The 17,939-nt window shown below is 67.0% G+C and carries 16 protein-coding genes and 2 pseudogenes; 3 read left to right on the top strand and 15 right to left on the bottom strand.

Annotated features, from left to right (window positions below; all coding sequences use genetic code 11):
* Window position 1: 1 nt before the first annotated feature.
* The 9 genes and pseudogenes from glgB to VQ067_RS15120 form a co-directional block, all read right to left on the bottom strand.
* Window positions 2-2,200 carry a 1,4-alpha-glucan branching protein GlgB gene (gene glgB / locus VQ067_RS15080; RefSeq protein ID WP_033989851.1) on the bottom strand — a complete coding sequence of 733 codons (2,199 nt, stop codon included), beginning with the start codon at window positions 2,198-2,200 and terminating at the stop codon, window positions 2-4.
* On the bottom strand, window positions 2,197-5,499 hold the full coding sequence (gene treS / locus VQ067_RS15085) for a maltose alpha-D-glucosyltransferase (protein WP_033989852.1): 3,303 nt from the start codon (window positions 5,497-5,499) through the stop codon (window positions 2,197-2,199). Before treS ends, glgB begins: the two co-directional genes overlap by 4 nt.
* Window positions 5,500-5,509: 10 nt before the next feature.
* Window positions 5,510-7,504, bottom strand: coding sequence for an alpha-1,4-glucan--maltose-1-phosphate maltosyltransferase (locus tag VQ067_RS15090; protein ID WP_033941828.1), 1,995 nt, complete (start codon window positions 7,502-7,504; stop codon window positions 5,510-5,512).
* A 143-nt stretch (window positions 7,505-7,647) separates the two neighbouring features.
* Entirely contained in the window at window positions 7,648-8,529 is an 882-nt protein-coding gene (gene ku, locus VQ067_RS15095) for a non-homologous end joining protein Ku (protein ID WP_003109863.1), read from the bottom strand.
* 22 nt (window positions 8,530-8,551) lie between these two features.
* Window positions 8,552-8,794: a hypothetical protein gene (locus tag VQ067_RS15100; RefSeq protein ID WP_003088922.1), complete on the bottom strand. Its 243-nt coding sequence runs from the start codon at window positions 8,792-8,794 to the stop codon at window positions 8,552-8,554.
* A 13-nt stretch (window positions 8,795-8,807) separates the two neighbouring features.
* On the bottom strand, window positions 8,808-9,299 hold the full coding sequence (locus VQ067_RS15105) for an MgtC/SapB family protein (RefSeq protein WP_003088919.1): 492 nt from the start codon (window positions 9,297-9,299) through the stop codon (window positions 8,808-8,810).
* Window positions 9,296-9,430 carry a PSPA7_2676 family Cys-rich small protein gene (locus tag VQ067_RS15110; protein ID WP_003088917.1) on the bottom strand — a complete coding sequence of 45 codons (135 nt, stop codon included), beginning with the start codon at window positions 9,428-9,430 and terminating at the stop codon, window positions 9,296-9,298. Before VQ067_RS15110 ends, VQ067_RS15105 begins: the two co-directional genes overlap by 4 nt.
* Before the next feature lie 96 nt (window positions 9,431-9,526).
* A pseudogene (katE, locus tag VQ067_RS15115) lies at window positions 9,527-11,668 on the bottom strand (catalase HPII); the annotation flags it as partial.
* A 68-nt stretch (window positions 11,669-11,736) separates the two neighbouring features.
* Window positions 11,737-11,904, bottom strand: coding sequence for a con-10 family general stress protein (locus VQ067_RS15120; protein ID WP_003088912.1), 168 nt, complete (start codon window positions 11,902-11,904; stop codon window positions 11,737-11,739).
* A 248-nt stretch (window positions 11,905-12,152) separates the two neighbouring features.
* Between VQ067_RS15120 and VQ067_RS15125 the strand changes: the two genes are divergently transcribed.
* Entirely contained in the window at window positions 12,153-12,317 is a 165-nt protein-coding gene (locus tag VQ067_RS15125) for a hypothetical protein (protein ID WP_022580094.1), read from the top strand.
* Between the two features lie 85 nt (window positions 12,318-12,402).
* Complete coding sequence (locus VQ067_RS15130; protein ID WP_003088908.1) at window positions 12,403-12,801, top strand: hypothetical protein; 399 nt, start codon at window positions 12,403-12,405, stop codon at window positions 12,799-12,801.
* Between the two features lie 6 nt (window positions 12,802-12,807).
* Here VQ067_RS15130 and VQ067_RS15135 read toward each other — a convergent pair whose 3' ends face one another.
* A complete protein-coding gene (locus tag VQ067_RS15135) occupies window positions 12,808-15,246 on the bottom strand; it encodes a glycogen/starch/alpha-glucan phosphorylase (RefSeq protein WP_003100816.1) in 2,439 nt (812 codons plus the stop codon).
* Between the two features lie 52 nt (window positions 15,247-15,298).
* Entirely contained in the window at window positions 15,299-15,586 is a 288-nt protein-coding gene (locus VQ067_RS15140) for a DUF2513 domain-containing protein (protein ID WP_003100808.1), read from the bottom strand.
* Window positions 15,587-15,840: 254 nt separating this feature from the next.
* On the opposite strand from VQ067_RS15140, the gene VQ067_RS15145 reads away from it, so the two are divergent.
* On the top strand, window positions 15,841-16,017 hold the full coding sequence (locus tag VQ067_RS15145) for a hypothetical protein (RefSeq protein ID WP_169057975.1): 177 nt from the start codon (window positions 15,841-15,843) through the stop codon (window positions 16,015-16,017).
* Between the two features lie 19 nt (window positions 16,018-16,036).
* On the opposite strand, the gene VQ067_RS15150 is transcribed toward VQ067_RS15145, so the two are convergent.
* The 4 genes and pseudogenes from VQ067_RS15150 to VQ067_RS15165 form a co-directional block, all read right to left on the bottom strand.
* Window positions 16,037-16,897 (bottom strand): SDR family oxidoreductase, encoded by an 861-nt coding sequence (locus VQ067_RS15150; RefSeq protein WP_003109865.1) that lies wholly within the window; start codon window positions 16,895-16,897, stop codon window positions 16,037-16,039.
* Window positions 16,894-17,441: pseudogene (locus tag VQ067_RS15155) on the bottom strand (CinA family protein). The gene VQ067_RS15150 and the pseudogene VQ067_RS15155 overlap by 4 nt, the downstream one beginning before the upstream one ends.
* Window positions 17,442-17,451: 10 nt before the next feature.
* Complete coding sequence (locus VQ067_RS15160) at window positions 17,452-17,691, bottom strand: metallothionein (RefSeq protein WP_003120196.1); 240 nt, start codon at window positions 17,689-17,691, stop codon at window positions 17,452-17,454.
* 19 nt (window positions 17,692-17,710) lie between these two features.
* On the bottom strand, window positions 17,711-17,926 hold the full coding sequence (locus VQ067_RS15165) for a PLDc N-terminal domain-containing protein (RefSeq protein WP_003088893.1): 216 nt from the start codon (window positions 17,924-17,926) through the stop codon (window positions 17,711-17,713).
* Window positions 17,927-17,939 lie beyond the last annotated feature (13 nt).

The raw sequence follows: 17,939 nt of genomic DNA on the forward strand, positions 1-17,939 counted from the left end.
ATCAGCCGGCCGGACGCAGCAGCAGCGTGCCCAGCGGCGGCAGGTCGAGCAGCAGCGACTGCGCCTGGCCATGGGCGCCGCACGACTCGCTGGAGACGCGGCCCTGGCTGCCTGAGCCGGAACCGGCGAACGCCTGGGCGTCGCTATTGAGCAGCACGTCCCAGTCGCCGCCTTGCGGTACGCCGATCCGATAGCCCTGGCGCGGCACCGGGGTGAAATTGTGTACCGCCAGCAGCGATGGCTCGCCGGCCGCGTGGCGCAGCCAGGCGTAGACACTGTTCGCTTGGTCGTCGCCGATCAGCCATTCGAAGCCGAGCGCCTCGCCGTCGCGCGCATGCAGTGCGGGGAGTTCGCGGTACAGCCGGTTGAGGGCCGCCACCAGGTCCTGTACGCCCTGATGCTCCGGATAGCGCAGCAGGTACCAGTCCAGTTCGCCGTCGTGGTTCCACTCGCGCCACTGGCCGAACTCGCAGCCCATGAACAGCAGCTTCTTGCCCGGGTGCGACCACATGAAGCTCAGGTACAGGCGCAGGTTGGCGAACTTCTGCCAGCGGTCGCCGGGCATCTTGTCCAGTAGCGAGTGCTTGCCATGTACCACCTCGTCGTGGGAGATCGGCAGGATGAAATGCTCGGAGAAGGCGTAGAGCAGGCCGAAGGTCAACTGGTGGTGGTGATAGCGCCGGTGCAGCGGGTCTTCGCCGATGTACGCCAGGCTGTCGTGCATCCAGCCCATGTTCCATTTATGGCTGAAGCCCAGGCCGCCCTCCGCCACCGGACGGCTGACGCCGGGCCAGGCGGTGGATTCCTCGGCGATCACCAGCGCGCCGGGGGTTTCGCTGGCGACCACCTGGTTGAGGTGATGGAGGAAGTCGATGGCCTCCAGGTTCTCCCGGCCGCCATGGCGGTTCGGCAGCCATTCGCCTTCCTTGCGCGAATAGTCGCGATAGAGCATCGAGGCCACCGCATCCACCCGCAGGCCGTCGACGTGGTAGGTGCGCAGCCAGTGCAGCGCCGAGGCCAGCATGAAGCCGTGCACCTCGCTGCGGCCAAGGTTGTAGATGTAGGTATCCCAGTCCTGGTGGAAGCCTTCGAAGGGATGTTCGTACTCATACAGCGCCGTGCCGTCGAAACGGCCCAGGCCGTGGGCGTCGGTGGGAAAATGCGCCGGCACCCAGTCGAGGATCACGCCGATGCCGGCCTGGTGGCAGGCGTCGACGAACGCGGCGAAGTCCTCCGGCGTGCCGTAGCGCGCGGTGGGGGCGAACAACCCGAGCGGCTGGTAGCCCCAGGAGCCGCCGAAGGGATGTTCCATCACCGGCATCAGCTCGATATGGGTGAAGCCGAGCTGGCGCACGTAGGGAATCAGCTCCTCCGCCAGTTCCGACCAGTGCGGCGGCCGGCCGTCGCGGTGGCGCCAGGAGCCGGCGTGGACTTCATAGATCGACAGCGGTGCCGCATAGCCCTGGCGCTCCGCGCGCCGGGCCAGCCAGTCCTGGTCGCGCCACTCGTGGCGCAACGCCGCGCAGGTCTTCGAAGCGGTTCCGGGCGGCGTCTCGCAGGCCAGCGCCAGGGGGTCGGCCTTCAGCGGCAGGAGGCCGTCGTGGCCCTGCAACTCGTACTTGTACAGTTCGCCCTCGCCGAGGCGCGGGACGAACAGTTCCCAGACGCCGGATGGATAGCGTCGTCGCATCGGGTGACGGCGCCCGTCCCAGCCGTTGAAATCGCCGACCACCGAGACGCGCACGGCGTTCGGCGCCCAGACCGCGAAGCGCACGCCCTCCACGCCTTCGTGACGGGTCAGTTGCGCGCCCAGGCAGGAGGCCAGTTGGCGGTGGTTGCCTTCGGCGAACAGGTAAAGGTCGAGTTCGCCGAGCAACGGCCCGAAGGCATAGGGGTCTTCGCTTTCCTGCACGCCGTCCGGCCAGTGCACGCGCAGGCGGTAGCGCGGCGGCAGGGGCTCCAGGTGGCGCTGGAACAAGCCGCTGCCGGGGTCGCTCTGCTCCAGTTCGGCGAGCGTCGCGCCGTCTTCGTCGAGCAGCTCGACGCGCTGCGCGCCGGGCAGGTAGGCGCGCAGCACGCCGCCTTCGCCGCCGGGGTCGCGCTGCGGGCCGAGGAAGGCGAATGGATCGCCCTGCAGGCCGCGCTGCAGCTTGTCCAGCTCCAGTTGCCAGCGTTCGCGTTCGGACATCGGTTCGCTCATCGGTTCTTGCCCTTCAGGAGGTGTTCGGTGAGTTCGGCCAGACCGGCGAGAGGCACTTCCAGCCAGTCGGGGCGGTAGTCGGCTTCGTAGAGCAGTTCGTAGGCGGCCTTTTCCAGGCAGGCCAGGGCCAGCGCCGCGCCCTCGCCTTCGCGGCCGTGCCAGGCGTGCGCGAGGCCCGCTGCGGCGGCGCGGTAGCCGACCAGGAAGGCGTCGCGGGCTTCGCTGCGATAGCGCATGGCGACCTTGCGCCGGGCGCTGTCGGCCTGTTCCGAGCTATCGGTGCTCTGCGCGTTGCGCAGGACCATCGCCGCCGCGTAGTCGAACGAGCGCAGCATGCCGCCGACGTCCTTCATCGGACTGTGGCGCTGGCGGCGCTCTTCCAGGCTGCGCGCCGGCTCGCCCTCGAAGTCGATAAAGCGTGCGTCGCCCTGGACCATCAGCACCTGGCCCAGGTGCAGGTCGCCGTGAACCCTGATCAGCAGCCCGCCGGCTGCCTGCCGGGCCAGCAGCGGCAGGCGTTCGAGCAGCGCCGGCAGGCGTTCCAGCAGGCGCCGCGCCTGTTCCGCCGCCTCGCCCTGCAACGGCCGTGGCGGCTCGCTCAGGCGTTTGCCGGCTTCGCGCAACTGTTCGGCGATGCGCAGCGCCCAGGCCTGGACGCTGGCTTCGTCGCTTTCGCGGCTGCCGAAGGCCGGATCGTCCGACTCGCTGGCCAGTACGCTGTGCATCTCGCCGAGCCGGGCGCCGAGGTTGGCGGCGAAGCCGCGCAGTTCGGCGAGGCTGTCGTATTGCCCTTCGAGCGCCTCGCTGGCCGCGGATATCTCGTCGCGCACGGCTCGCTCCAGGTTGTCCAGGGTCCAGTTCCAGGCGTCGCCCTGGTTGTTCAGGTAGCCCTGCAGGATCATCAGCGTGTGCGGCTCGCCATCCGCGCCGACCCGCCGTACCTCGCCGAGCAACGGGGCGATGCCGGGGTAGCCGTGGCGGGTCAGGTAGCCGCCGACCTCGATTTCCGGGTGCAGCCCCGGAAGGATCTTGCGCAGCACCTTGAGGACCATGCGCTCGCCGAAGCGGATCGAGCTGTTGGACTGTTCCACCGAGAACGGCAGGACGTCTTCGTCGGCGATGTCGTCCAGTTCCGCCAGTCCCGCCGCCGGAATGAACTGGATCTCGCCGTCGCCGTGGGCGATCACCGCCTCGGCGCGGAGTTGCGCGAGGACCTTGCGGGCGAACAGCGGCAGGCTGGCGGCGTCGGTCAGCAGGCCGACCTTGCGCCCGCGCCGCAGGCGCGCCAGGGCCAGCAACTGAGGCAGGCTGTCGCCGCGCTGGTCGGCGTCGAGGAAGCCCAGCGGCAACTGGTAGCGCAGCCCGTCGATCTCCACTTCGCACAGCGCACAGCGCGGCTCCGCCTCGTCCAGCGGAACGATGTAGCAGAGCCGTGGTTGGCCTTTCTCGCCGGCGAACCAGCGGCGCTTCGGCAGGTAGGCCGGCAGTGTCTCGCCTTCCAGGATGTTCCGCGATGCGCCCTGCAGCAGCTCGCCGAGGCGCTGCTTGACCACCAGGGTCGGCAGTTCCGGCAGGCGCTCGTCGGCGGCCACGTGCCAGCTCGGCATCTGCGTCGCGTCGGCCAGGTAGAACCAGTAGAAGCCGTAGGGCGGCAGGGTCAGCAGGTAGGTCAGCTCGCCGATCGGCGGGAACGACATGCCGCCGATCATCTCCACCGGCACCTTGCCGGCATGGCTGGCGAGGTCCAGTTCCACCGCCTGGGCCGCGCGCGACAGGTTGGCCACGCAGAGGATGCTGTCCTGCCGTTCGCCCTCGGCGTATTCGCGCAGGTAGGCGAGGATCCGTCGGTTGCTCGGCGCGAGCATCTTCAGGCTGCCGCGGCCGAAGGCCTTCTGCTGGCTGCGCACGGCGAGCAGGCGGCGCATCCAGTTGAGCAGCGAATGCGGGTCGCGCGCCTGCGCCTCGACGTTGATCGTCTGGTAGCCGTACAGCGGGTCGAGGATCGGCGGCAGCACCAGCTTCGCCGGGTCGGCGCGGGAGAAGCCGCCGTTGCGGTCCACCGACCACTGCATCGGCGTGCGCACGCCGTCGCGGTCGCCGAGGTAGATGTTGTCGCCCATGCCGATCTCGTCGCCGTAGTACAGGGTCGGCGTGCCCGGCATCGACAACAGCAGGCTGTGCAGCAGCTCGATGCGCCGCCGGTCACGCTCCACCAGCGGCGCCAGGCGCCGGCGGATGCCCAGGTTGAGGCGCGCGCGGCGGTCGGCGGCATAGTGGTTCCAGAGATAGTCGCGCTCGTCGTCGGTGACCATCTCCAGGGTCAGCTCGTCGTGGTTGCGCAGGAAGATCGCCCATTGGCAATTGGCCGGGATGTCCGGGGTCTGGCGCAGGATGTCGGTGATCGGATAGCGATCCTCCTGGGCGATGGCCATGTACATGCGCGGCATCAGCGGGAAGTGGAAGGCCATGTGGCATTCGTCGCCCTCGCCGCCATCCTCGCCGCCGAAGTACGGCCGGGTGTCTTCCGGCCACTGGTTGGCCTCGGCCAGCAGCATGCGGTCGGGATAGTGCGCGTCCAGCTCGGCGCGGATGCGCTTGAGCACCTGGTGGGTCTCCGGCAGGTTCTCGCTGCTGGTGCCGTCGCGTTCGATCAGGTAGGGAATCGCGTCCAGGCGCAGGCCGTCGACGCCCATGTCCAGCCAGTAGCGCATCACCCCGAGCACCTCGCGCAGGACCTGCGGGTTGTCGAAGTTCAGGTCCGGCTGGTGGGAATAGAAGCGGTGCCAGTAGTACTGTTGGGCTACCGGGTCCCAGGTCCAGTTGGACTGCTCGGTGTCGATGAAGATGATCCGCGTACCCTGGTATTTCTCGTCGCTGTCCGACCAGACGTAGTAGTCGCGGGCGCGCGAGCCCTTCTTCGCGTGGCGGGCGCGGATGAACCAGGGATGCTGGTCGGAGGTGTGGTTGATCACCAGCTCGGTAATCACCCGCAGACCGCGTCGATGGGCCTCGGCGATGAACCGGCGGGCGTCGGCGAGGCTGCCGTAGTCGCTGTGCACGCCACGGTACTGGGCGATGTCGTAGCCGTCGTCGCGGCGTGGCGACGGGTAGAACGGCAGCAGCCAGAGAGTGTTCACGCCGAGGTCGGCGATGTAGTCGAGCTTCTCGATCAGCCCGGCGAAGTCGCCGATGCCATCGTTGTTGGCGTCGTAGAAGGATTTCACGTGGACCTGGTAGATCACCGCGTCCTTGTACCATTGCGGGTCGTTGAGAAAGACCGGTTTCTCGCGTCTGGCCATGGGTTTCTCCTTATGCGTCGACGCGCCGCACGCGCCAGATGCCGAACGGCAGGTGCCAGGGTTCGATGCGCATCCACTGGACCTTGCCGTGCCAGACCCAACGATGCCCGTTCATCAGGTCCTCGCCCTGGAGGCTGGCGTCGTCGGGCAGGCCGAACTCCCACAGCGGCAGTTCGAAATGCGCCTCCTGGGCTTCGTGCGGGTCCAGGCAGACCGCCACCAGGACGAAGTTGGCGAGGTCCGCGGTGCGCTTGCCGAAATACAGGATGCGGTCGTTCCAGGCGTTGTAGGCCTGGAACCCGAGGTGCGTCTGCAATGCCGGGTTTTCCCGGCGGATGCGGTTGAGCCGGGCGATCTCGGCGACGATGTTGCCCGGCGCCTGGTAGTCGCGCGGACGCAACTGGTATTTCTCCGAGTCGAGGTACTCCTCCTTGCCCGGCAAGGCCGCCGCCTCGCACAACTCGAAGCCGGAGTACATGCCCCACAGCCCCGAACCCATGGTCGCCAGGGCGGCACGGATGAGGAAGCCGGGGCGGCCGGAGCGTTGCAGGAACCAGGGATTGATGTCCGGGGTGTTGACGAAGAAGTTCGGCCGGTAGCAGTCGCGCCAGGGTGGCTGGTTGAGTTCGGCGAAGTACTCCGCCAGTTCCTGCTTGTCGTTGCGCCAGGTGAAATAGGTGTAGCTCTGGCTGAAGCCGACCTTGCCCAGGCGCGCCATCATCGCCGGACGGGTGAACGCCTCGGAAAGGAAGATCACCTGCGGATGGCGGCCGCGCACTTCGGCGATCAGCCACTCCCAGAACGGCAGTGGCTTGGTGTGCGGGTTGTCGACGCGAAACAGCGTCACGCCCTGCTCGACCCAGCCCAGCACCACATCGCGCAAGGCTTCCCACAGGCTCGGCAGGGCCTGTTCGGCGTAGAAGTCGACGTTGACGATGTCCTCGTACTTCTTCGGCGGGTTCTCCGCGTAGCGCAAGCTACCGTCCGGACGCCAGGCGAACCAGCCGGGATGCTCGCGCAGCCAGGGGTGGTCGGGGGAGCACTGGATGGCGAAGTCCAGCGCCAGCTCCATGCCGTGCTCACGCACCGCAACGAGCAGCCGGCGGAAATCCTCGCGGTCGCCCAGTTCGGGATGGATCGCCTCGTGGCCGCCCTCCTCGCTGCCGATCGCATACGGGCTGCCGGGGTCGCCGGCCTCGGCACGCAAGGAATTGTTGCGGCCCTTGCGATGGGTGCGGCCGATGGGGTGGATCGGCGGGAAATAGAGAACGTCGAAGCCCATCGCGGCGATCTGCGGCAGGCGCCGGATCACGTCGTCGAAGGTACCGTGGCGTGTCGGGTCGCCGCTTTCCGAGCGAGGGAACAGCTCGTACCAACTGGCGAAGCGCGCCAGCGGTCGCTCCACCTCCAGCGGGTATTCGCGGCTGCGCACCAGGTGCTCGCGCGGGCCGACCAGACGCAACAGTTCGCCGGTCTGCGCCGCCAGCCACAGCGCCACCCGCTCCTCGACGCTCTGGCAGGCCTGCAGGCGTTCGGCCAGCGGCGCACAGGCGGCGGCGATCTCCGGACCGCCGCGCTCGGCGCAGCGCTGCAGCAGCTCGTCGCCCTCGCGCAGCTCCAGGTCCAGCGGCAGGCGTGCGCCATGCTTGGCACGCAATTCGCGGCGGTAGCCGGCGAAACGGTCGATCCAGGCCTCGATACGGAAGTACAGGCGGCCGCAGGGCGGCGTGCGCAACTGCGCGCTCCAGAAATCGTTGCCTTCGGGCAGCAGCGGCAGGCGCCGCTCCGCGGTTTCCCCGACACGCCGCCAGACCACCTCGGCACCGAGTACCTCATGGCCATCGGCGAAGATTCGCGCGGCCAGGCGCAGGTCGCGGTCGCTCTCGGTCTTCGCGGGATAGGCGCCCTCTTCCACCACCGGGCTGACCGACTCGATGGCGATACGGGGCTGCTGGATGGCGATGACCAGCGGATCATCGTCGCTGTTGCGGACAATCGAACTCATCGAGGCGCGCTCCTCCGGGACGTGGGTTCGGCGATGGGTCGCGAGGCGTCCGCCGGCCTCGAATGGCCGGCGGCGCGGACGATCATTGATTCCGAGCCCGCCGGCGACCGATTGGTTCAGGTTGATTTACCCAGCGGTTCGCCTCAGGCCTTGCGCCGCGAACGCGAGGCACCGGACTTGGCGCGACCCTTCGCGTCGGCCCCGGCCTTTTCGCTACCCTTGTCCTTGCCGCCGCCGGCGCGGGAACGCAGGCTGCGCTTGAGCAGGTCGGTGAGATCGATGATGTCGGCGCCCTTGCCGGCCACCTCCTCCTCTTCCTCCACCGCGTGCAGTTGGCCCTTGGCGGCCTTTTCCTCGACCAGCTTCATGATCTTGTCGCTGAAGCTGTCCTTGTATTCGTCCGGCGCCCAGTGGGAGGCCATGTCCTCCACCAGGCGCTTGGCCATCTCCAGCTCGCGCTTGTCGAGTTTCGCCTCGGTGACGCTTTCGTCCAGCTCCAGGCCATCCAGGCTGCGCACCTGCGACGGCCAGCGCAGAGTGATCAGCACCAGGGCGTCCTCTAGAGGCCGCAGGAGCGCCAGGTGCTGGCGGGTGTGCAGGACGACGTTGGCCAGGGCGACCTTGCCGGTGCGCTCCAGGGTCTCCCGGAGCAGCGCGTAGACCTTGCCTCCGCGCCGGTCGGGGGCCAGGTAGTACGGGGTATCGAAGTGCTGCAGGGGAATTTCCTGGCTATCGACGAAAGCGAAGATCTCGATGGTCTGGGTCGACTTGGGATGCGCCGCGCGGATTTCTTCCTCGCTCAGCACCACGTAGCGACCCTTTTCGTACTCCACGCCCTTCACGATGTTCTCGCGCTCGATCTCCTTGCCGGTGACCTTGTTCACCCGTTTGTAGCCGACCGGCTCCATGCTGCGCTGGTCGAGCCAGTCGAAATCGATGCCCTGCGACGAGGTCGCCGCCGACAGGCTCACCGGTATATGCACCAGGCCGAAGCTGATCGCGCCTTTCCAGATCGCACGCGCCATGCCGGTTTCCTCCTCTTGATGGTTACAGCGTGCCGCCGTCCGCGTAACGCACGCGGCCGTCGGCGGCGATGTCGGTGATGCGCTGGAGCAGGTTGTCGGCGGCGGTCTCGGCGTCGCTCAGGCAACTGCAACCCGGGGTCACTACCCACAGCATGCGTACCGCCGCGCCACGCCGCTTGGGCTGATAGAGGATCAGGCCGACCGGCTGGCAGCGCTCCTGCATCGCGTCGGTCCAGGCGGTACAGGCGTCGAAGTCCTTGAACATGACGGAACTCTCCTCAATGGCTATCGGAAGATGGCGGCGAACGGTTCAGGCAGGCCAGGACATGCAGCACCAGTAGCGCCAGGACCGTCCCGAGCACCGCGGTACCCTGGTGACCGAGTCCGACCGCGACGCCTATGGCGGTGCTGGCCCAGAGTCCCGCCGCGGTGGTCAGGCCCCTGACCCGGCTTTCCCGACCTGCCTTGAGGATGGTGCCGGCGCAGAGGAAGCCGATGCCGGCGACGGTGCCCTGGATCACCCGGCTCAGCGCGTCCGCCCCGCCACCCTGCAATTGCAGCGGCATGACGAACAGCGCCGCGCCGAGGGTTACCAGCATGTGCGTGCGCAGGCCGGCGGCCTTGCCGCTCTGCTCGCGCTCGTAGCCGAGTACCGCGCCGAGCGCCGCCGCCAGCAGCAGGCGCAACGCGGCGCGGGCGGTCTGCTCGAAGTCGGCGAGATCGGCGAACTCCTCGCCGAGGATCTTCCACAACGTCTCCCAGGCGCTCATCGGCGTTGTATCCCGCTGTAGCGCAGGGCACCGCAACGCAGGCAGCGCTCGCAGTCGAAGGTTTCCTCACCCAGTCGCAACGCCGGTTGCCGGCACCAGTCGCAACCGCCGATCAGGCAACGCAAGGTCATCCGGGTCCTCCCGCCGAATCGCTCGGCCAGCCGCCCTTTCCAGCTGTGACCGACGAGACGACGGGAAGGTGCGATCGGATTCGCCAGCGGCGCTCCTCAGGCGGGGATCGCCTTGGTCGCCGCCTCGCGCTGCCAGATCCGGTGCTGCATCAATGCCTGGCGCAGGCCGGGGAAGACATCGGTGGCCGTGGCGCCGAGCAGCACGCCGGGGTCGCCAGGCAACGAAAGCTGGCTGGCCAGCGCCTGGGCATCGCCGGCGAAGGCCACTGGCTTCAGGTGCTTGTAGGCTTCCAGCAGGTAGTGCAGGCCGCGTCCGTCAGCGCCGATGGCCTGGCTGCTGGCCGCGCCGCCAGGCACGAAGACCGCGTCGAAGGCTACCGACGGCAGGCCGTCCCAGGTTCCCTCCGGGTTCAGTTCGGCGCCGTTTTCAGCCTGCACCGGCGAAGCGCTGGGGGCGATCAGCTTGGCGTCCGCGCCCTCCTGGCGGAGCGCGTCGCGCAGGTCGCTGACGTCGCTCTCGGCGACGCCGTCGGCGATCAGGATCGCCACCTTGCGCGAACGGATGTCGCCGGACAGCAGGTTCATCTGGCTCAGCGCCGGCGACGGCTTCGGCTGCGGTGCCGGGTTGGCCGGCGCGGCGAGCTGCACACCGACGTTCGCCGCGACCCTGGCGGCCAGTTGCGGATCAATGTTGAGGAGTATCTGGTTGACTTCGCGCTCACGGATCGATTGCCGCTCGACCTTGGACAGTTCGAAGCTGTAGGCGGCGACGATATGCGCCTGCTCGGCCTCGCTCATGCTGTGCCAGAACAATGCGGCCTGGCTGAAATGATCGGCGAAGGAGTCGGCGCGCTTGCGCAGCTTGCTGCCGCTGACCGGCTCGTGGTAGCTGGAGAAGCCGCCGTTGCGCGCCGCCGGCGGGGTTTCCTTCGGCCAGCCGCCGTCGATCGAGTTCGGTTCATAGGAAGCCCGGCCGCGGTTGATGGTCTGCCGGTGCGGCGCGTCGCGCTGGTTGTTGTGGAACGGACACAGCGGGCGGTTGATCGGGATTTCGTTGAAGTTCGGCCCGCTCAGGCGCAGCAGTTGGGTGTCGGTATAGGAGAACAGCCGACCCTGCAACAGCGGGTCGTTGGTGAAGTCGATTCCGGGGACCACGTGGCCGACGTGGAACGCCACCTGTTCGGTCTCGGCGAAGAAATTGTCGGGGTTGCGGTTGAGTACCATCCGTCCCACCACCCTTACCGGCACCAACTCCTCGGGCACCAGCTTGGTGGGGTCGAGCAGGTCGAAGTCGAAGCTGTCCTGCTGGTTCTCCGGGATCACCTGCAGGCCCAGTTCCCATTCGAGATAGTCGCCCTTCTCGATGTCCTCCCAGAGGGTCCGCCGGTTGAAGTCGGGGTCCTTGCCGGCGAGCTTCTGCGCCTCGTCCCAGACCAGCGAGCAGGTCCCGGACTTCGGTCGCCAGTGGAACTTGACCAGCACGCTCTCGCCGGCCGCGTTGACCAGGCGGAAGGTGTGCACGCCGAAGCCCTGCATGTTGCGGTAGGCGATCGGAATGGCGCGATCGGACATCAGCCACATGACCATGTGCGCCGACTCCGGGGTCAGCGAAACGAAGTCCCAGAAGGTGTCGTGGGCAGACGCTCCGGTGGGAATCTCGTTGTGCGGTTCGGGTTTCACCGCATGGACGAAGTCCGGGAACTTGATCGCATCCTGGATGAAGAACACCGGCATGTTGTTGCCGACCAGGTCGAAGTTGCCTTCGTCGGTATAGAACTTCACGGCGAAGCCGCGTACGTCACGCACCGTATCCGCGGACCCGCGCGGCCCCTGCACGGTGGAGAAACGCACGAAGACCGGGGTACGCTTGCCCGCCTCGGCGAGGAAGCCGGCCTTGGTCAGGTCGCTGAGGTCCTCGTAGGCCTCGAAGTAGCCATGCGCCGCCGAGCCACGAGCGTGGACCACGCGCTCGGGAATGCGCTCGTGGTCGAAGTGGGTGATCTTCTCGCGCATGATGAAGTCTTCGAGCAACGACGGTCCGCGCTCGCCGGCCTTCAGGGTGTTCTGGTTATCGGCGATGCGGGTGCCGGTATTGGTGCTCAGGGCCTCTCCGGTGGCGTCCTCGCGATAGGCCTCCAGCTGTTCCAGCTTGGCGTTGCTGTTGCCACGGTCGACGGTGTCGGTGCCGGCCGCCTGGCTGCGCTGCTCGTTGTTCTGCTCGCTCATCGGTTTCCTCTCCTCATCCTGGGCATGAAAATGGGGCGGATGCCTCCCTGCTCCGCCCCATTCACTTCACTGCGCGGTTATCAGTTCCCGCCGTGGCTGCGCTGGCCACCTTTCTTGCCAGCCTCGGAGGCCCGCTGCGGATCGTTCTTGAAGTTGCCGCCGCTGGCCTGGCCGCCCTTCTTGCCGGCCTCCGAAGCACGTTTCGGGTCTTCCGCGAAGTTGCCTTTACCACCTTGATGCTGTGCCATTTCTATTTCCTCCGAATAATCTCTTCAGAACAGATTTCATGGACGCATGCGTTGCGCATGCCCTAACTCAGAGAGGGTGTTTCGCCAGTGGTTCAGATTATTTTCAGCGAATGAAAGCGAAGCGTTTTGCCAGCATGTTTCGAGCGCAATCCATAGGGTTCAAATATCCTTGCCTTATTCCATTGCCAGTATTGACAGGAATCCCCGGATTGCGTCAGATGAAAGCCCGCACATCTCGGAGGAGCACCATGAAACCCTACGAGCATCCGGCCTACAGCGATCCCGTGGTAAGCAACGAAGAACCCGATCGCGATTGCCATGAATGGAATTTCGAACCGGGAGACAGCGATCAGGAACCCTACCCCGAATATCATGGAGCGAATATCGAAGAAGACCCAGGCGGAGGCACTTAATTATTCTTTTCTATTGCAATGCCTGACATTCCGATAGACCCATTCAATAATTAATCGTCGAACTTTAAAACAAATGGAACTCGCCATGGAAAACAGTGACGAAGTGCGATTCCAGCACTATTTCATTTCTCTCGTCGAACAGGTGGCGAAACCGCTTTTCGTCGACTCCTGCGAAGAGGCGCGCAGCTACGGCCTGGACTGCAACGTGGACCTCAACCTCGACGAGGACGGCCATCCTCGCCTGCGCCTGGAAGTCGGCGAGCCGGGAGGCGAGAAAAGCCACTACAGCCTGCTGGCGATTCCCGGCGAGCGGGTCATCCATCGCCAGTACCTGGCCGGGGCCCAGGAATGGCACAGCCTGCCGGCCGAGCTGGCGTCGATCAACCCGATGGTGCTGGACAGCGAGCTGGCGGTATTCTTCCGCCGCGCCTTCGACCTTCGCCTGGAGGGCCCCGAACGCCGTCACCCGGCCGGCTTCTGGTAAGGCCCTTCATAGCTTCCAGATATCCCGGGCGTATTCGCTGATCGTCCGGTCGGCGCTGAACCAGCCGATCCGCGCCACGTTGAGCAACGCCGAGCGCCACCAGCGATCGGGCTCGCGCCAGACTTCCTCGACCCGGCACTGCGCATGCCAGTAGGCCTCGAAGTCGGCGCAGAGCATGAAGCGGTCGTCGTGCACCAGGCCGTCCACCAGCCCTTCGTAGCGGCTGCGGTCGTCGGCCGAGAACAGCCCGCTGCGGATCGCCTCCAGGGCTTCCTCCAGCCGCGGCGAGGCCGCGATCACCCCGCCCATCTCCAGCTCCCCGGCCTGCCGGCGCTGCTCCACCTGCTGGGCGCTGAGGCCGAAGATGAACATGTGTTCCAGGCCGATCCGCTGGCTCATCTCGACGTTGGCGCCGTCCAGGGTGCCGATGGTCAGCGCGCCGTTGAGGGCGAACTTCATGTTGCTGGTCCCGGAGGCCTCGAGCCCGGCGGTGGAAATCTGCTCGGAGAGGTCCGCCGCGGGAATGATCGCCTCGGCCAGGCTGACGTTGTAGTTGGGCAGGAACACCAGCTTGAGCAGGCCGCGCACGGTGGGGTCGTCGTTGATGGTGCGGGCGATGTCGTTGGCCAGCTTGATGATCAGCTTGGCCTGGTGGTAGCTGGCGGCAGCCTTGCCGGCGAAGATCTTCACCCGCGGCACGCGGTCGGCGGTCGGGTCGTTGCGGATCTCCTGGTACAGCGCCACGGTGTGCAGCAGGTTGAGCAACTGCCGCTTGTATTCGTGGATACGCTTGATATGCACATCGAACAGCGCTTCCGGTTCGATCGCCACGCCGAGGCTGTCCAGCACCAGGCGCGCCAGGGCGGTCTTGTTCTGCCGGCGCTGCTCGGCGAAGCGCGCCCGCAGCCTGGCGTCCTCGACGTGTTCCTCGAGGTCCGGCAGGCGCCGTTCCGGGGTGTCCAGCAGGTCGGCGCCGAGGGTCTCCACCAGCAGCTCGGTCAACCCCGGGTTGGCCTGGAACAGCCAGCGGCGGAACGACACGCCGTTGGTCTTGTTGCTGATGCGCTGCGGATAGAGGCGATGCAGGTCATGGAACACGGTTTCGCGCATCAGCTCGGTGTGCAATGCCGATACCCCGTTGATCTGGTGCGAACCGAGGAACGCCAGGTTGCCCATGCGCACCCGCCGGCCGTGGCCCTCCTCGATCAGGCTGACCGAACGCAACAGGTCGAAGTCGTGGATGTCCTGGGCACGCAGCGCGTCTATATGGAAGGCATTGATCAGGTAGATGATCTGCATGTGGCGCGGCAACAGGCGCTCCATCAGCGCCACCGGCCAGGATTCCAGGGCTTCCGGGAGCAGCGTGTGGTTGGTGTAGGACAAGGTCGCCACGCTCAGCGCCCAGGCGTCCGGCCAGGCCAGTTGGTGCACGTCCACCAGTTGCCGCATCAGCTCGGCGACGGCGATCGCCGGGTGGGTGTCGTTGAGCTGGATCGCCACCTGTTCCGGCAGGCTACGCAGGTCGTGATGATGGCGCAGGTGGCGGTCGAGCAGGTCCTGCAGCGAGGCTGAGACGAAGAAGTACTCCTGGCGCAGGCGCAGTTCCTGACCGGCCTCGGTGCTGTCGGCCGGATACAGCACCCGCGAGATGCTCTCCGCCTTGACCACGTCGACCACCGCGCCGATATGGTCGCCGGCGTTGAAACGGTCCAGTTGCAGGTCTTCCTCGGCGCGAGCGCGCCACAGGCGCAGGGTATTGACGCTGGCACGCCGCCAGCCGACGATCGGCGTGTCGTAGGCGATCGCCCGGATCCGCTCGTCCGGCCGCCAGATGGCACGGCCACTGTGCTCGCTGTCGACCTGCACGCTGCCGCCGAAGTCGATGTAGTAGCTGACCTCGGGTCGTTCGAACTCCCAGGGATTGCCGAAATCCAGCCAGGTCTCGGTCTGCTCCTGCTGCCAGCCGTCGGTCAGCACCTGGCGGAACAGGCCATGCTCGTAGCGGATGCCATAGCCATGCGCGGGAATGTCGAGGCTGGCCATGCTTTCCATGAAGCATGCCGCCAGGCGTCCGAGGCCGCCGTTGCCGAGCGCCGCGTCCGGCTCCAGGGCAACGATCCGCTGCAGGTCGACGCCCAGCTCGGCAAGGGCCTGGCGGGTTTCCTCGAGCAGCCCGAGGTTGCCGAGGTTGTCCAGCAACAGGCGACCGATGAGGAACTCCAGGGACAGGTAGTAGACCCGCTTGCGCGCGGGCGCTTCACCTTGCGGGGTGGCCTCCTCCCAGTGGTCGATGATGTGGTCGCGCACCGCCAGGGCCACCGCTTCGAACCAGTCGTGCGGGCAGGCGGTGGATGGGTCGCGGCCGACGCTGTAGCGCAGTTTGGCGAGGATGCTGGCTTTCAGGGTCTGGACCGCACTTGGGGTCTGGTCTTGGCTGTCGGGCATCGCCGGGCTTCCTTCCGGCCCGCCGCTGCAGGCCGGTGCTTGCGGGGTTTTCTCAGGCGCTCTTGCGTACCGGCACGGCGGCCGCCGCGCTTTCCTGGCGCAGGCGGTCGAGCAGGTCGTGGCCGGCCAGGGTCAGGTGGTGGACCACCCATTGCTCCTGGCCGGTCCAGGAATGCTGGACGCTGCCGCAGAGCAGTTGCGCCTGGTTGAGCAACTGCAAGTGGTAGGCCACCGCCTCGCGGCAATGACCGGGTAGCTCGCGTGCTTCCCAGTGCTGGCCGAAGCCAAGGCTTTCCAGATGCTCCAGCAGATCCCTGATCAACCCCCAGTCGCGTTTCATCGCCGTGCTCCTTGTCTGCGTCGCGGCCGGCCGTTCCGGCTACCTAGAAGCGGAGTCGCGGCGGCCGCGATGGTTCATTCTTTTTCGCCGGCGGCCCGCCTTTCCGCACGACGGAACCGCCGGGCGCCGGCGTCAGTCGGGAGGAATGCCGTTGCCAACGGTCGGTGTGCGGACTGGCGCGAGAGCTGGAGCGCAGCTTCACTGAGCAGTGACCTTTCCCGTATCCCGGCAGGAGCGCTCCGATGCAGGCTTTCATGGTTCATTTCTCAGACGCCGGACAACCCGGCCGGACCGTGCTCACCACTTTCGCGCCAACCCTCAGCACCAGCGAGGCGCACGTTCGCCTGCAACTCTGCTATCCCCTGCTGTTCCCGCAGCGTCTGAGCGCGGTGCGGGTCTACCCCCTGCTGCCGGCGGCGGCACGCGAGTGAACGCGGCCGCCGGGGCGCCTCAGCCGTTGACTACCGTACCGCCGTTGACGTGCAGCACCTGGCCGCTGACGTAGGACGAGTCGTTACAGGCCAGGTAGACGTAGCTGGCAGCCAGCTCTTCCGGCTGGCCGGGCCGGCCCATCGGCGTATCCGCGCCGAAGTGGGCGACCTTCTCGGCGCTGAAGGTGGACGGGATCAGCGGCGTCCAGATCGGGCCCGGGGCCACGGCGTTGACGCGGATGCCGCGGTTGACCAGGTTCATCGACAGCGACCGGGTGAACGAGGTGATCGCGCCCTTGGTCGAGGAATAGTCGATCAGCTGGGGGTTGCCCTTGTAGGCGGTGATCGAGGTGGTGTTGATGATCGCCCCGCCCTTGCCCATTAGCGGCAGGGCCGCCTTGGTCAACTGGAACATGCCGAAGATGTTGGTGCGGAAGGTCTTCTCCCACTGCTCTTCGCTGATGTCCTCCAGGCGCGCCTGCGGATGCTGCTCGCCGGCGTTGTTGACCAGCACGTCGAGGCGCCCCCATTTCTGCCTTAGCGTGTCCACCACCTGGCGGCAGAAGCCGGCGTCGGCGACGTCGCCGGCGAACGCCAGGCACTGGCGGCCGAGCGACTCGATGATCTCGCGGGTCTTCGCCGCGTCTTCGTTCTCATCCAGGTAGACCAGCAGCACATCCGCCTTCTCGCGGGCGAAAGCCACCGCCACCGCGCGGCCGATACCACTGTCGCCGCCGGTGACCAGGGCCACCTTACCCTCCAGCTTGGCCGCCGGACGGTAATCGGCGGAAACGAACTCCGGCTTCGGCTGCATCTCGCTTTCGTGGCCGGGACGTTGGTCCTGGTGCTGCGCAGGCAGGGTCTGTCGCTGTTCGCTCATGGTGGTTTCCTCTCTGTCGGACGCCTCAGGCGCGTTCGCCGCGCAAGGCGCGTTGATGGAATTCGGGCAGGCGCCGCAGCGCCCAGCGGGTGGCTTCCCGGCGCATCCGCGCGGGGTCGCCGTGGAAGCGCTCGCGGCGCGAGAACAGGGCGAGGCCGGCGGGCAACCGGAAGGCCCAGGCGAAGCACACGGTACCGGGCGGGATGCCGTCCTTCGCTTCACTGCCGAGCAACCCCGTGACCGCCAGCGCGGCGCTCGCCGGACTGCGTTGCAGGGCCGCCCTGGCCATGGCCTCGGCGACCTCCACGCTGGTCAGGTTGAAACGCTCCAGCCAGTTCGGGTCGAGCCCCAGCAGGGCAAGCTTGGCCGCCGGCGAATAGACGACGAAGCCGCCTTCCATCACCTTGCCGCTGCCGGCCACCGCCGACAGTTCGGCGCTGATCTGCCCGGCAGTACAGGATTCCGCGGTGATCAGGCTGAGGTCGGCGCTACGCAGGTAGGTCACCAGACGAGAGGCCTCGTCCGCGAGTTGCAGGTCGGGCATGGCACGCTCCTCAGGGCGAGATCGGGTCGCTGGCGGGAAAGGTCTCCTTCAACGCGTCGTCCAGCTGGCGATCCTCCGCCACCTGGGGCCGGGTGGTGCCGCCACAGGGGCAATCGGCGTCGCGACACGGCTCGCCCTGGGGGTGGCCGCCGGCGCAGGCCGCGCAGCAATAGTGCTGGCCGTCGCGTTCGACGGCATCGGCGCCGGGCTGGCAGGTGCATTTGGGACAGGCACAGGTTTCGCTGTTCATGGGCAATCTCCAGTGGGGTTCACTTGCTGTGTTCCGGCGAGGTCACCGGGCGCAAGCCACGGGGGCCGGTCCAGCCCCAGAGGACCAGGCCGAGCACGGGCAGGAGCAGGATCAGCAGCGACCAGCCGAGCTTGCGACTGGCGGAGCTGTCGCTGCGGAGCACGCTGTTGATGGCCCAGGCATCCACCAGGAGCAACAGGACCAGCAGCGCGAGGATCAGGTAGGCGGTATCCATCGGGGCCTCCTCG

The sequence above is a fragment of the Pseudomonas sp. KBN12P06040 genome (assembly GCF_037574965.1).
Taxonomy (GTDB): Bacteria; Pseudomonadota; Gammaproteobacteria; order Pseudomonadales; family Pseudomonadaceae; genus Pseudomonas; species Pseudomonas aeruginosa.

Coding starts and splice junctions, on each gene's coding strand:
- VQ067_RS15110 (WP_003088917.1), bottom strand. CDS start 9,430: ATGACCTTGCGTTGCCTGATCGGCGGTTGCGACTGGTGCCGGCAACCG.
- VQ067_RS15130 (WP_003088908.1), top strand. CDS start 12,403: ATGGAAAACAGTGACGAAGTGCGATTCCAGCACTATTTCATTTCTCTC.
- VQ067_RS15090 (WP_033941828.1), bottom strand. CDS start 7,504: ATGAGTTCGATTGTCCGCAACAGCGACGATGATCCGCTGGTCATCGCC.
- VQ067_RS15120 (WP_003088912.1), bottom strand. CDS start 11,904: ATGGCACAGCATCAAGGTGGTAAAGGCAACTTCGCGGAAGACCCGAAA.
- VQ067_RS15100 (WP_003088922.1), bottom strand. CDS start 8,794: ATGTTCAAGGACTTCGACGCCTGTACCGCCTGGACCGACGCGATGCAG.
- VQ067_RS15105 (WP_003088919.1), bottom strand. CDS start 9,299: ATGAGCGCCTGGGAGACGTTGTGGAAGATCCTCGGCGAGGAGTTCGCC.
- glgB (WP_033989851.1), bottom strand. CDS start 2,200: ATGAGCGAACCGATGTCCGAACGCGAACGCTGGCAACTGGAGCTGGAC.
- VQ067_RS15160 (WP_003120196.1), bottom strand. CDS start 17,691: ATGAACAGCGAAACCTGTGCCTGTCCCAAATGCACCTGCCAGCCCGGC.
- VQ067_RS15150 (WP_003109865.1), bottom strand. CDS start 16,897: ATGAGCGAACAGCGACAGACCCTGCCTGCGCAGCACCAGGACCAACGT.
- VQ067_RS15140 (WP_003100808.1), bottom strand. CDS start 15,586: ATGAAACGCGACTGGGGGTTGATCAGGGATCTGCTGGAGCATCTGGAA.
- treS (WP_033989852.1), bottom strand. CDS start 5,499: ATGGCCAGACGCGAGAAACCGGTCTTTCTCAACGACCCGCAATGGTAC.
- VQ067_RS15135 (WP_003100816.1), bottom strand. CDS start 15,246: ATGCCCGACAGCCAAGACCAGACCCCAAGTGCGGTCCAGACCCTGAAA.
- ku (WP_003109863.1), bottom strand. CDS start 8,529: ATGGCGCGTGCGATCTGGAAAGGCGCGATCAGCTTCGGCCTGGTGCAT.
- VQ067_RS15145 (WP_169057975.1), top strand. CDS start 15,841: ATGGTTCATTTCTCAGACGCCGGACAACCCGGCCGGACCGTGCTCACC.
- VQ067_RS15165 (WP_003088893.1), bottom strand. CDS start 17,926: ATGGATACCGCCTACCTGATCCTCGCGCTGCTGGTCCTGTTGCTCCTG.
- VQ067_RS15125 (WP_022580094.1), top strand. CDS start 12,153: ATGAAACCCTACGAGCATCCGGCCTACAGCGATCCCGTGGTAAGCAAC.